The sequence below is a fragment of the Lwoffella lincolnii genome, assembly GCF_037201985.1.
GTDB lineage: Bacteria > Pseudomonadota > Gammaproteobacteria > Pseudomonadales > Moraxellaceae > Psychrobacter > Psychrobacter lincolnii.
In genome coordinates, this window is the sequence record NZ_CP147511.1 from 1,218,442 (window position 1) to 1,232,376 (window position 13,935).

Sequence of the window (13,935 nt, forward strand, 5' to 3'; positions counted from 1 at the left end):
AAAACATCATAACATAAAAAAACCAATCAACCACTGATAAAAACAATGACAAAAACTGACTGTCAGTGGCTGATTGATGATGCTCTTTGACATACTCCCACCACCAAACCTAGCGGTTATGATGGGGGAATCTTTGCGACCCATAATAACAACTTAAGCTTAGATTGAGTTGCTACCTTTCGTCATGCCACCATCGCTGAATAGTATCGGCATGAGAGAACTCTTTACACAGTAGCAAGTCCTGCCACATCAGCTAATGCTTGCTTTAATCAAAGATTATGGGTGGAGAATTACGCACGATGAGTTAAATCAAACCCAAACCCAAACCCAATAAGCACGATGTCATGTCAATAATTTTTCAATGGGTTTATCAATAGGTTTCATCTGTTTCGATGATACGCATGGTAATGTCATCAGCTCCCGGCACATGAAATTCTGGTAACTGCACGCTGTCTTGACGCATGTCTTCAACGTCTGTAACTGTTGCCAGTTTTTCAACCTTTTCAATTTTAGGTTTGGGTTTGCTGATGCTGGCTTTTGGCTCAGATGGGGTTGGCATGGTGTCCACAAAACCAGGACGTGGCTCTAAGCTGTGGTGATTGCCATGATGGCCATCGGTCAATGAGTCAGTCATGTCAGATGGGGTGATTGTCTGTGGTTCTTGGTACAGATTGCTTTCTTGCTGTGCCAGTTGATGGCTTAGCTCTTGAGCGGCTTGGTACGCTTTTTGTTGTTCTTGAGCGATTTGTTGTTCAATTCGCTGACGGCGTGCTGTTTGCTCTGCGTCCATGCGTTGCTTTAAGGTGGCACTGGTTATCACATTACCCACTAACTCAAGCAATGGCAAATCTCCAGCCAGTTTTACGGTGTTGCCGTCATTGGCTGGCGACAGCACAAAGGTAACGTGATTGTCCACCAACCTGTTGTTATTTAGCTCAATGTTGTTTTTTGCCAACCGTTGCTCTAGGCTTGGTTGATTGGCAAAAGCAAACAGTTGGTTGGCTTGGAACATGTCTTCGTTGGCAACAGCCACGCTCACACTGGCTTGACAGGTGGTCATGCCTGTCTGAGTGGTCGAACCTTGTCGGATATTTTGAATATCCACAAACAAACTGGCCGTTTTATCAGCAAGCACACCGCTGCTTAATGCCACATTGCCATTGTGCATCATGGCACTGGCGGCTTGTCCCACATAAGAACCGATGCTGTCCATGACGGCATTGTGCATCTGTCTTATCATGGCATAAGATTGACAGTCGACTTTTGTTTCCGTCGTCGCATTGGCAATCTGCTCACTTTGAGCTTGTGGGTCAACTGTCGGTTTGTCTTTATGGCGATCACAACCAATCAACACCAACGCACACACACCACCGATGCCAACATATTTGGCACATTTGACAAATGTAAAACCCCAACGCATAACAAACCCCAATCATGATAAAACAACAGACGATAACAGCAAAATAAGCCGATTGTGCCTTGATTGATTGTGCCTTAATTTTGACACAATGAACATTGACACAATAACATTGACACAATAACATTGACACACCATGTTGGCATAAACGCCCATTGACGTTTAAAAACTGCATGATACGCATCAAATATTATACGCATAAATGATTATCCTGCCAATTGTGGCCCTGCCACCGTCATTAAACAGTCATTAAAAGCCATCTTGCCTCACATGACCATCAATTTTACCAACAAAATCAATGTCAACACCCACACCGCAAAAGAGATTTGGGCAAACTTCCCTGTCAAGCTCTTAACAGCGGTATAGGTAATAAAGCCCAATGTAATGCCATCAGCAATCGAATATGTCAATGGTGTTAATAACAACACCACCGCCACAGGAGCGGATTCGGTTAAATCACTCCAGTCAATGTCTTGTAAGGTAAACAGCATCAACACCGACACATAAAATATCGCCCCTGCTGTGGCATAGGCAGGTATCATGCCTGCCAAGGGTGAAAAAAACAGACTGAGTAAAAACAGCACACCAACCGTAACCGCCATCAGCCCTGTGCGTCCACCAGCAGAGACACCTGATGCACTCTCAATATAACTGGTGGTTGATGACGTACCCAGCATCGCCCCTGTTACCGTGGCGGTTGAATCTGCCAACAATGCCCGACCTAAGTTGGGTATATGACCATTTTTATCATCAAGACCTGCCTTTTGAGCGATGCCCACCAAACTGCCTGTGGTGTCAAACAAATCCACAAATAAAAACGCAAATATCACCGAAATCATGCCAACATCTAACGCCCCTTTGATATCCAACTGCATGAATGTGGGAGCGATTGATGGGGGCATGGACATGATGCCCTGATATTGCATATGCCCTGTGATAAAACTGATGATGGTAATTAATAAAATGCCGATGGTTACCGCCCCTGCCACACGAAAATGCACCAACGAGATGGTAATAAAAAACCCAATAACCGCCATCAATGCAGGAAAAGCCGTCATATCACCCAAAGCAACCAACGTCGACGGTCTTGCCACAATAATGCCTGCACTTTGTAAGGCGATGAATGCCAAAAACGCCCCAATGCCTGCCACAATGCCTTGCTTTAAGGTGGTGGGTATGGCATGAATTACCCACTCACGCACCTTGAACAAACTTAAAGCCACAAACAAACAGCCTGACAAAAACACCGCCCCCAATGCCGTCTGCCAGCCATGCCCCATGCCCATCACCACCCCATAGGTAAAAAAGGCATTTAAGCCCATACCCGGAGCAAGGGCGACAGGCAACTTTGCCACCAGCCCCATCATAAAACAGCCCAACGCTGCCGCAAGACATGTGGCAACAAACACTGCCCCCCTATCCATGCCTGCTTCTGATAAAATGTTGGGGTTAACAAAGATGATGTACGCCATGGTCAAAAAGGTGGTTATCCCTGCCATGACTTCTGTGGTGATGCTGCTTTGACGCTCATCAATGGCAAAATATTGATTTATCAAGGCTTTTATGGCTTTCATAAAATGGTCGCTTAAGTTGGTTGAATGTGAGATGGCGGTGTATTTTAATGGCAAATGGTCAAACAAACAATCATCACCCAAGCCCATCTTGTCATCATCATGCCATCTTGTCATCATCATGATAGGCACATGATTTCATCACCATGATTTTATGACCATTATTTTGTAACAACCATCTGACTGATGACAAATTGCCATTTACTTTTGTGCATAAAATCAGTAAATTGTGTCAGTCTTAGCACGTTATTTTTAGGTTGTTTTTTATATCATCAAGATTAACCATGAACCCATCTATTGAGTTACTGCCCCTTATCATTAACGCCAGTTTGGTTGTCCAAATCGTCATGGGGTTATTGTTGTTTGCGTCTTTGTTGGCGTGGATACTGATTTTTCGTTTCAGCCATCGCTTACATCATGCCGACAGTCATGATGCCCATTTTCAACAATGGTTTTGGTCAGGTGAAGAAGTGGGCAAGCTGTATCAAGGCATCAAAAGCTTGCCCAAGCGTGATGGCTTGGAACAGGTTTTTTATGTTGGTTTTGGTGAATTTTTAAAAATGCGTCAATCCCATCACACCGCCACATCTGCCATTGCAGGCGTTGAACGACAACTGCGAATCAGTCTTGGACACCAACAACAAGCACTTGAGTCTGGTTTGGCAACCTTGGCAAGCATCGGCTCAGTATCGCCTTATGTGGGGCTATTTGGGACAGTTTGGGGCATCATGAACGCCTTTTTAGGTCTGTCCCAAACCGACCAAGCCAGCCTGTCTGCCGTTGCACCGGGCATCGCTGAAGCCTTGATTGCCACTGCCATGGGACTATTTGCCGCCATTCCTGCCGTGTTGGCGTATAATCACTTCACCGCTAAATCTGCCAGCATTTATGACAAAAGAGCATTGTTTGCTGATGAGATGGTGGCGATGCTGGCTCGAGGCGCACAAGACTGACTGAACGATAAAATCACCCATGAAATCACAATCAAGCCCCTTTGCCCGCCGTAACAAGCCATTAAACGCCAACATGAACGTTGTGCCTTATATTGATGTGATGCTGGTGTTGTTGGTCATCTTTATGGTAACTGCCCCCATGCTAAGCACAGGGGTACAAGTTGATTTACCAAAAGAACACACCAACAGCCTAAAGCAAACCAAACAACTGCCCATCATCATCTCGATGACCAGCTCAGGTGAGCTGTTTATGACCTATGAATTACGCAGGGTAAGTGATGGCAAGCGTATGGCACAGGCTGATTTGCCTGTTGATAAAGACACGCTGGTAACACAGCTGAACACACTTCAGCAATTTATCAATCAACAAGACAGCCAATCCCTACAAGTCATGGTCAATGCCGACCAACATAACCCCTATGGCAACATCATGGCAATCATGGCAGCCATTCAGCAAGCAGGCATCACCAATGTGGGTCTATTGACCAATGCAACAAGCAATCAAGAGCCATAAGCAATCAATAAAGACAAGGTTTTATTCACATTAACACACAAACAAATACGCATTTATTAACCAGCCATCATTTAAAACACTCAAAACCATATCCCTATGCCCGCCATGCCACCTACTCAACCCATGCCCCATCTGCCCATTGACAACACCGCTCACCTTGCTCAAAAACACAGACAAAGTCAGCAAGGGTCATTGTCATTGGTGTTGAGCATCATGCTCAGCATATTGGTGCATGGGTTGGTGTTGCTGGTGCTGATTTATTTTCAGCAACCACCCAACATACCCACACACACAATCCAAGCCGAGCTGGTCAGTGCCGATGTTGTCGCTGATATTGAAGCCAAAATACGTGATGGCGTGGCAACTCTTGGCAGTAGTGATGGCAGTGATGCCAGTAATGACAAGGATAACAATACCGCCCAAATGTCTGCCAACCAATCCGCCGACTTCAATCAAGACATGAGACAACCCATGGGCGACAGTGCTTCCATGTTGCCACAAAACGACAGCATCAATAGCAACAACGATGCCAACCAAATTTTTATCCCTGCACCAAACACCATGACATCTGACACTGTGTCTGATAATCAAGTGCAAAAGTCAGAAGCCATGCTAGAATACGAAAGACGATTGTTAGAAAAAGAATCTGCTTATCTGGCACAGCAACAAGCCTTTGCCGCCCAATTAGATGCTCAAATCATGGCTGAGATGCAACAACAGCGAGACAAAGAACGCCAACGCTTGCAAGAACAACAACAAACCGTCGATGACTACAAACGCATCGAACAAAGCAGCCATCACATCACCGCCAGCAACAAAGAACAGTCAGAGACTGCCAATCAAGCCAAACAAGAAAAAAATCGCCCATCAAGCATCGCAAGCCTAAAAGATGGGCAAGCAACCATCACCTTTAAAAGTGGTGGCGGCTCACATCAATCACATGGCTCAACTCAATCAAACAGCAGTGCCTTATCCGCCATCAAAGCCAAAGTACAAGCTCACTTTTCTCCCCCCATCAACACCCAAGGAGAACGCAGTGTGTTGGTAATAACCGTGGCTCAAGATGGCACGGTACTCGATGTGTCAGTCAGCGGTTCACATTCCGCCCTAAACGATGCTGCCAAAACTGCCGTGTATGCTGCCAGCCCCCTACCCATCGACCCAAACAACCCCAAAACGTATCCCACCATTCGCATCGGACTGACAGGAACGTCTTAAGTTGTCATCAATCTGTTATGAAATCTGTTTTTAATCATTAATCAAGCTTGGCTATGAAATGCTTGGTCATGCAACGCTTAGTGATTCGCCAAACAAAATGCCAAGCCTGCCGTATGATGACCGCCCCAAGTACGATACTTAGCGGTGTCAATGTGAATCGCCCCAGTTTGATACAACCCCAAGCCAAAGTTATCCGCTTGTCCTTGATAACGCCAGTATTGGCACAGTGCCGTTTTTATCGCCTGTAACCGTTCGGCATCATATTCATACTCAGGTATCCAAATATCAATGGCTTGATGGTGTTTATGGCTGCTGTTTAATGCCCCACCAGCACAGGCATTGAGTGTTGGATTGCGATAGGTTGAGCGGATTTCACTGCTGTTGGGCAAAATGCCTTGATGTTTTAATTTGGCGTATAGTCTTAATGTCGGTAAGATGTTTGCCCACAGCTCTGGTGGTGGTACTTCAAACTGTTCTTGATGGCACCCTTGCCAATCACGAGCAGTGGTCAATAACTGCCACATCGGTGGCACATCATACCCACCCAGATGCTGTTTTAGATAATTGTGATAAGTTGCCACATCATGGACACGCTGACTGTGCTTGCCATGGGCGTTTAGCCATTGGGCAAAGGCGTGCTGATTTGCCATACCACCCATGTCATTTGCCATGCCGTCATGCTGGTGTGAATGGCTATGTGAATGACTGTGTGAACTGTGTGAATGGACATGGTGTGAATGGACATGACCCACACGGCTGGTCATATCACCATTCATCTCATTTGCCACATCATGTCTGGCATCACTTTTGGCATGATGTCGATAGGCGTTGTCGTGCTGTTGGTGAGAATTTGGGTCATGTTTGGGGTGATATTGGGGTTGGGGGTAATGGTTGGGTGATGAATGGGGTGTGTGCGTGCCAGCACAGCCCATCAAACCAACGAACACGCCCAAACCCACCATGCCAACAGCCATTTTAACACATGATGAACGCTGACATGACTGCCTAATTAATAACTGTTTGGTAGAAGATTGGCTATTTGTCATACTGTCCTATTTGCCCATTTATCGTTTGTTTTGTATCGTTTGGGACATGCCCAGTCTTTTTTTGACTTTCTCTCCTCCCTAACGGTCAAGCCAGACCACAAGAATGTTTTTACTGGCAAACCTGCTTTGCCTTTCGGACTGGGGCATTGTCTTTGACTGGTTGGGTGGTGAATTTATAGATTAAGTCTTGCCTTGTGTTTTTAATCTTAGCATGAATTTCCTTAATACACTGTTTGTTTTTTGGCTTTTTGAGCAACTGCTGGTTTTTTTGCCCGTTTTTGCGTTTGCTTGATTTGTCATTTATCGCCATTTGAGACGGTGGCACTGTGTTTATATGGAATGCAACCGAGTGATTTGTGGTTAGCCTTGGGGTTGTTTTGGCTTTTTGGTACTGTTAAATCAAAATACACAACTCAAACTCCCATTCCACTTAGCAGACAGTAAATTCAAACTGTTTTCTATCATCTTCTCAGATTTAGAATGGCACTTTGACCTTCTTCTAAATCTTGCTAAGAAGTGTCTAATTAAACCGTTATAACCTTCAATGGTAAAAGTTTGAGCTTTGCTAGCTAGGTGTTTGTGTTTTGGCATCAATTCAGCATAAGATTTCCAATAATCACTACAAAATAGCTTGATACTGTTTGGATTTAGGTTGTTGTATAAGTTTTTAAAGGTTTTGGTCTCTCGTTTACCGCATACAAATCCTAAGACTTGTTTTGTTGTTCTATTGGCTTGTGGTGGGTGATTTGAGCATTCTATACGATAACTATGTATTGTATTTCAATTTAACAATACAATGCTAAGTTATTTAACAGGTTGTCAATCTTCCATGTTTGATGCCACCCATGAAAAAATGGATATCAGTTTTTATTGATGAAATCATTCTTAGGCACTCAACTAACTGGGCTGACCATCTCATCAGGTTGATTGATTCTCAAGCAACCATCATGCTCAAGCAATCATCATGGACATGGTCAGCGGTGGTTGATTAAGCGTGTAGTTTTTGGATTAACCGCTTGGCAGTATCTTCAGATGAAGCAGGGTTTTGACCAGTGATTAACAGGCCATCTTCTGCCACATACGATTGCCAATCAGCGACTTTTTCATATTTGCCCCCATTTTCTTTTAGCACATCTTCTAACAAGAACGGAACGACATCCAACAGACCGACGGCTTGTTCTTCGGAATTGCTAAAGCCAGTCATTTTTTTATCTTTAACAAAATATTCGCCATTAATTTTCACATTTTTGAGTGCAGCGGGTGCATGACAAACAAAAGCCACTGGCTTATCGGCATTCACAAAATCTTGAATCAATGAGATGGATTGCTCATCAACTGCCAAATCCCACATTGGGCCATGACCACCTGGATAGAATACTGCGTCATAATCGGCAGCCTTAATATCAGCCAGTTTATGAGTGGTTGCCAACTGTTCTTTGGCGGCAGCATCTTGCTTAAATCGTTCAGTAAATTCGGTCTGAGCGTCTAGCTCATCACTTTTTGGGTCAAGCGGTGGTTGACCGCCAGCAGGGGACGCTAAGGTAATGTCAGCACCAGCATCTTTAAACGCATAATATGGCGAAGCAAATTCCTCTAACCAAAAACCCGTTTTTTTACCAGTGTCTCCAAGATTTTCGTGTGAGGTTAATACCATTAAAACTTTCATCATTTATCCTTATTATCTATCTATATGATTTATTGCAAATTGTGTGATGATTTGTGTTGTTTTAGGTTGTTAATTTTTATGACAGTAAACCTCCTTTTTACCTATTTAACATTGACAGTTTTCATAAAAATTCCTTAATATTTTATTAGGGCATGGCTTAAATATTCCAACAAATATCAAGATGAATGAAAACTCGGCTGTAATAACTCGGTGGTTGTGATAAAAAATTAACACTACGCCACAAATGTAACAACCTCATCAAAGGTCTTGCGTGCTTTGGGCTTAATCTCTTTATCACGATAGCCAAATGTTACCATGACCGACACCGCCCACTCATTTGGGTCAAACAAACCCTCATCTGCCAAAATTTGGTTCACTTGCTTGTAAGCAAAACCCTCAATCGGGCAAGAGTCCACACCAATCATCGCCGCCCCTGTCATCATATTGGCAAGTGCGATGTAGGTTTGTTTGCTTGCCCAGTCATACAAACTGCGTTCGCTGTCTAAGATGGCGATGTCTTGTTCTTGGAATTTTTGGTACACCTCCAATGCTTTGGCACGGTCATCACCCATCAACCCTCGTCTGTCCATGATTTCACCAAAATAAGGCGTGTCATAACGGGCATTTTTCTTGGCAAGTATGGCAACAATGTGGCTGGATGTTTCCATGGTCGGAATGCCCCAGCAGTAAGGCTTTAACTTTTGGCGTAAATCGGCATTTTGTAACACCAAAAATTGCCAAGGCTCAGAACCTACCGAACTTGGGCTTAGACGACCCAACTCCAAAATATAGTTAAAATCCTCGGCAGGGATTTTTTTATCGCCATCATATGAGCGAGTAGACACACGATAATGAAAGGCGTTTAAAACGTCATCTTTGTTAAAAAATTGCATGGTTGAACTCCAAAATAATGAATGATTATGACAATGTATCTAAACACGATTTAAGCATGATTAAACAACCCAAACCGCCCAAAAATACTGTTCATTGCTAAAAATTTACATAAACCCACGCTCATACTGTCTGGGCACAAACTGCACCTCTTTGCCATCTGAGCGGTTTTGCTGATACTGGACGTTTAGCACCCAATATGGGTCTCGAAGCAGCCCACGACCTATCGCCACAAGGTCGGCATCGCCCATGCCAAGCACATGGTCAGCCACGGCAGGGTCATCTAGCATGCCCACAGCAATCACAGGTTTGCCTGTGGCGTGTTTGACTTTGCGAGCCAGTGCCACCTGATAGCCTGCATAAAACTCAGGGTGCTTGCCCTCACACAATACGCCATCGCCGCCGCCGCTGACATGAAACACATCTGCCCCAGCTGTTGAGAAGCGTTTGGCAATCTCCACACCATAATCGCTGTCAAAGCCGTTTTCGCCATACTCTTGGGCAGAGATACGCACGATTAAGGGCATCTCATCAGGCATAACGGCACGAACAGCTTTAATGACTTGCTCGCCAAACAATAGGCGGTCTTGTCCGTATTCATCGCTTCGTTGGTTGGATTTGGGTGCACAAAACTGGTGAATCAAATAGCCGTGGGCGGCGTGAAGCTCAATTGTATCAAAGCCTGCATTCACCGCTCTTTTGACAGAGTCGGCAAATGCTTGTACCAATGCTTTTATCTCGTCAATGCTCAGCTGCCTTGGGGTGATGAGATTTTGCCCAGCATAGTCAAGCTCACCGTAGTGAATGGCAGACGGGGCAACGGCATTTGGCTCATCTTGGGCTTTACGGCCTGCATGGGCGATTTGAATGCCAATTTTCGCCCCTTGTGCATGCACGCTGTCCACCAATTTTTTAAACGCTTGTTCTTGCTCATCATTCCAAAGCCCCAAACAGTTTGCCGTAATGCGACCATTGGGGGCGACATTGGTCATCTCAACGATAATGAGACCCACACCGCCCACCGCTCGGCTGGTGTAATGGAGCAAATGCCAGTCATTTGGCACACCGTCCGTGGCGGAATATTGGCACATTGGGGGCATGACAATGCGGTTTTTTAGTTCAAGGTTTTTTAGGCTGATGGGGGTTAGGATTTTGCGAAATGTTGCCATGATTGTCCTATTGTTTTAGATGCTAAGTTACTTATACTAAGTTATTTTGATACTAAATTTTAGATGCTGATATTTTAAAAAAATTGTGTTATCATTTCAAATTGATTATTTTAATATGTGCTTATCAATATGGCTGATATCACCATTCACATTTGCCGACCAAACAACATTAGACCTCCTGCAAAACCTTCATGTTACAATACCCTAATTGGCTTTAAACGAGAAGTCTTTAATAATAAGCTTGCTTGTTTAAAACAAACACAAGCGACCATACATCAAAGGGGCAGCAGAAAACTTAAAATTGGCATGCTAAATCTATTAATGGCAACCTTACAGTATCTTAAGGAATATCACATCTATGAGCAGATAGCCGTTGACTTTGGTATACACGAAGGCACCCTTATCCATAAAAGCCATTACTACAAGAAGCCAAAGACTATAATACACTGCTGTCTAAACCATGGGTTAAAGTAGAACATATCTTTGCCAAGTTTACAGCTTTTAAAATATTAAGAACCACTATCGTAAATCATTGGTAAGATTTTAACTTAAGGTGAAGCTTGTTTTGGGTGGATTGGGTGGTTTTTCAGAAAGTTTACTGGAATGTCTGATTCTAATGATCGATAACTGGTCTCAACATATCGAAATTAGCCCCAAATAAGCTTATAGATAACAAATAACACATTTTATTACAAGGTAATCCCATGAGTAGCCACAAAATTGAAAATAACCTTGAGAAAATCATAGCCAATTTAAACAAAGATGAATTTATCTATGAATTTTTGATTGCCTATGACATCAGTAAATCCGTAGTCACTCGTCTAAAAAAAGGTGACCAAAATCGCTCCAAACGAGAAGATGAAGTGCTATATGCCAAAAAAATCATATTTCGTATTGAAGATGAAAATAATCTTTTAAACGCCATTGATGACATTGCACAAGATGCAGGCGTACTAAAGCATAGCCCACGCTTTGCTATTATGACTGATTTTAAGCGTTTAGTTGCTAAAGATCTTAAGCTTGGCAAGACATTAGATATTGAGTTGAAGGAATTGCCGAAGCACTATGACTTTTTTCTACCGCTTGCAGGAAGTGAGGTTTATCATTCAGCCAATGATAATGAGGCAGATAGAAATGCTGCTTATAAAATGGCAACACTATATGACCATTTGATTGAAGAAAATCCTGATATCTATCAGTCAAAAGAACAAATTCATCATTTGAATGTATTTTTATCACGGTTGCTATTTTGTTTTTTTGCTGAAGATACAGGCATTTTCCCTGATGATAGTATTTTTACCAATACATTAGTTCAACATACTGATGACAGCGGTAAGGATACCCATGTATTTTTGGATAAGCTATTTGCCAGATTGGATTCCCAAGATACAACAGGCTTACCTGAGTTTTTGGCTAAATTCCCTTATGTCAATGGAGGCTTGTTTCAAGATAAGATTTCATCACCAAAATTTTCTGCAAAAGCACGCAAAATCTTGGTGGAGCTTGGCGAATTGCAATGGAAAAATATCAATCCTGATATTTTCGGCTCAATGATTCAAGCTGTAACGACTGGCGTGGATAGAAGTAAGCTTGGGCAACACTATACGTCTGTACCAAACATATTAAAGCTTATCAAGCCTTTGTTTCTTGATGAGTTTTATGAAGAGCTTGAGAAAGCAAATACGATTAATCAGCTTTTTAAGCTACAAAATCGTATTGCAAATACCAAGTTCTTTGACCCAGCATGTGGTAGCGGAAATTTTTTGATTATTACTTACAAAGAGCTTCGAGTGCTTGAGATTGAAATTATCAAGAAAATTATTGAGCTTTCAAATGATGCTATGCCCAATGCTTTTGCCTCACAGATTAATATTTCTCAATTTTATGGTATTGAGATTGATGATTTTGCTCATGAAGTGGCGATTTTATCACTATGGCTTGCTGAACATCAAATGAATATTATCTTTGAAGAACGGTTGTTTGAGTATGCAGAAGTGGCTTCGATATTACCGTTAAAATCTGTTGGTAATATTCAACAAGGGAATGCTACTAAAATTAGTTGGGGAAAAGTATGTCCAATCAGTAATTCTGATGAAGTGTATATTATTGGTAACCCGCCGTATCTTGGTGCTAGACTTCAAAATAAATCTCAAAAAAATGATATGAAACGCATTTTTGATTCCACATCAATTGCTTTTAATAACCTTGATTATATAGCCTGCTGGTTTTATCTCGCCACAAAATATATTCTTAATCAGAATGCAAAATTTGCTTTTGTTACGACAAACTCAATCAATCAAGGTGAGCAAGTTTCTATCTTATGGCCTCATTTGCTAAAAAATGATATTGAAATTAATTTTGCATATCCTTCCTTTAAGTGGACAAATAATGCCAAAGGAAATGCAGGCGTTACCGTTTCAATTGTATCCTTGCGAAATAACTCAAATTCAGAAAAGTATATTTTCAAACAAAATGCATCAAATATCATACATAAAATAGTTGCTAAAAATATCAATGCATATTTAATTGATGGCAAGGATATATTTATAAAACCTAGGGTTAATGCCATTTCTAATTTGCCTGAAATTAATTTCGGTAGCATGGCAAATGATGGAGGTAACTTATTACTGTCAGAAGAAGAAAAAGATGATTTATTATCATCAAATCCAGAGGCTGCACCATATATCAAAAAACTTGTTGGTGCATTGGAATTTATTAGAGGTGTAAATAAATTCTGTATATGGATTGAAGATAATGAGTTGCAAAATGCGTTAACCATTCCACCGATTGCAGAAAGAGTTAAGAAAACCCAAGAAGTAAGATTGGCAAGTAAAAGATCTTCAACTCAGGTATTGAGCGAAATACCACATAAATTTGCGGAAATTAGATATTTTCCAACAGACTCTATCTTTATTCCAAGCGTTTCCTCTGAACAGAGAGAATATATACCAATGGGATTTTTGGGAATGGATAATATTATTGTCGCCCCTAATTTTGCTATGTATTATGCCCAACCTTGGCATTTTGCAGTGGTTACCAGTCGTATGCACATGGTTTGGGTTAGAGCAGTTGGTGGAAAGCTAGAAACTCGCTATAGATATTCAGCAAAACTATGCTACAACACGTTCCCATTTCCAAAAATTGACAAGAAACAAGAAGAATTATTAGCTCAATATGTATTTGATATTCTTGATGCTAGAGCTAATCATACTGGTAAAACATTGGCGTGGATGTATAACTCTCAAACTATGCCCTCTGACCTAAGAAAAGCTCACCAAGCACTCGATGAAGCCATCGAAAAATGTTACCGCTTACAACCATTTAACAGTGATAGTGAGCGACTAGAGTATCTTTTTAAACTCCATGAAAAAATGATTAGCGAAGAAGAAACAAAAAGCAAAAAATAAAATTTTTTTAAAGCAATATTGCCAAATTCCACAAAGGTATCAAAGACACGCCATCCTATGACGAGTCTTTGATAATCTCTATT

At 42.0% G+C, this 13,935-nt stretch carries 12 protein-coding genes and 1 pseudogene; 5 read left to right on the plus strand and 8 right to left on the minus strand.

The window, feature by feature from the left end; translation table 11 throughout:
• Positions 1–370: 370 nt before the first annotated feature.
• Complete coding sequence (locus WDM69_RS05575) at positions 371–1,420, minus strand: hypothetical protein (RefSeq protein ID WP_338755085.1); 1,050 nt, start codon at positions 1,418–1,420, stop codon at positions 371–373.
• Positions 1,421–1,683: 263 nt separating this feature from the next.
• Positions 1,684–2,991, minus strand: a complete 1,308-nt coding sequence (locus WDM69_RS05580; protein WP_338755890.1) for an NCS2 family permease — start codon at positions 2,989–2,991, stop codon at positions 1,684–1,686.
• A 281-nt stretch (positions 2,992–3,272) separates the two neighbouring features.
• On the opposite strand from WDM69_RS05580, the gene tolQ reads away from it, so the two are divergent.
• From tolQ to WDM69_RS05595, 3 genes are all read left to right on the plus strand, one after another.
• Positions 3,273–3,941 (plus strand): protein TolQ, encoded by a 669-nt coding sequence (gene tolQ / locus WDM69_RS05585; RefSeq protein ID WP_078306744.1) that lies wholly within the window; start codon positions 3,273–3,275, stop codon positions 3,939–3,941.
• A gap of 19 nt (positions 3,942–3,960) precedes the next feature.
• Positions 3,961–4,455: an ExbD/TolR family protein gene (locus WDM69_RS05590; RefSeq protein ID WP_338755086.1), complete on the plus strand. Its 495-nt coding sequence runs from the start codon at positions 3,961–3,963 to the stop codon at positions 4,453–4,455.
• A gap of 105 nt (positions 4,456–4,560) precedes the next feature.
• A complete protein-coding gene (locus tag WDM69_RS05595; RefSeq protein ID WP_338755087.1) occupies positions 4,561–5,673 on the plus strand; it encodes a cell envelope integrity protein TolA in 1,113 nt (370 codons plus the stop codon).
• 77 nt (positions 5,674–5,750) lie between these two features.
• Here the strand turns inward: WDM69_RS05595 and WDM69_RS05600 are convergent, their stop codons facing one another.
• From WDM69_RS05600 to WDM69_RS10030, 3 genes and pseudogenes are all read right to left on the minus strand, one after another.
• On the minus strand, positions 5,751–6,719 hold the full coding sequence (locus WDM69_RS05600) for a D-Ala-D-Ala carboxypeptidase family metallohydrolase (RefSeq protein ID WP_078306747.1): 969 nt from the start codon (positions 6,717–6,719) through the stop codon (positions 5,751–5,753).
• A 142-nt stretch (positions 6,720–6,861) separates the two neighbouring features.
• Positions 6,862–7,051, minus strand: a pseudogene (locus WDM69_RS05605) (RNA-guided endonuclease TnpB family protein); the annotation flags it as partial.
• A 67-nt stretch (positions 7,052–7,118) separates the two neighbouring features.
• Positions 7,119–7,493, minus strand: coding sequence for an IS1 family transposase (locus WDM69_RS10030; RefSeq protein WP_078306748.1), 375 nt, complete (start codon positions 7,491–7,493; stop codon positions 7,119–7,121).
• Positions 7,494–7,564: 71 nt separating this feature from the next.
• On the opposite strand from WDM69_RS10030, the gene WDM69_RS05610 reads away from it, so the two are divergent.
• Positions 7,565–7,711 (plus strand): hypothetical protein, encoded by a 147-nt coding sequence (locus WDM69_RS05610; protein WP_158077858.1) that lies wholly within the window; start codon positions 7,565–7,567, stop codon positions 7,709–7,711.
• Here WDM69_RS05610 and WDM69_RS05615 read toward each other — a convergent pair.
• From WDM69_RS05615 to WDM69_RS05625, 3 genes are all read right to left on the minus strand, one after another.
• Positions 7,708–8,385 (minus strand): type 1 glutamine amidotransferase domain-containing protein, encoded by a 678-nt coding sequence (locus tag WDM69_RS05615; protein ID WP_078306749.1) that lies wholly within the window; start codon positions 8,383–8,385, stop codon positions 7,708–7,710. The genes WDM69_RS05610 and WDM69_RS05615 overlap by 4 nt on opposite strands.
• Positions 8,386–8,618: 233 nt before the next feature.
• On the minus strand, positions 8,619–9,278 hold the full coding sequence (locus tag WDM69_RS05620; protein WP_078306750.1) for an NAD(P)H-dependent oxidoreductase: 660 nt from the start codon (positions 9,276–9,278) through the stop codon (positions 8,619–8,621).
• Between the two features lie 105 nt (positions 9,279–9,383).
• A complete protein-coding gene (locus tag WDM69_RS05625; RefSeq protein WP_338755088.1) occupies positions 9,384–10,445 on the minus strand; it encodes an NADH:flavin oxidoreductase/NADH oxidase in 1,062 nt (353 codons plus the stop codon).
• A gap of 704 nt (positions 10,446–11,149) precedes the next feature.
• Here WDM69_RS05625 and WDM69_RS05630 point away from each other — a divergent pair.
• On the plus strand, positions 11,150–13,852 hold the full coding sequence (locus tag WDM69_RS05630) for a class I SAM-dependent DNA methyltransferase (RefSeq protein ID WP_338755089.1): 2,703 nt from the start codon (positions 11,150–11,152) through the stop codon (positions 13,850–13,852).
• The last annotated feature ends 83 nt before the right edge of the window (positions 13,853–13,935 follow it).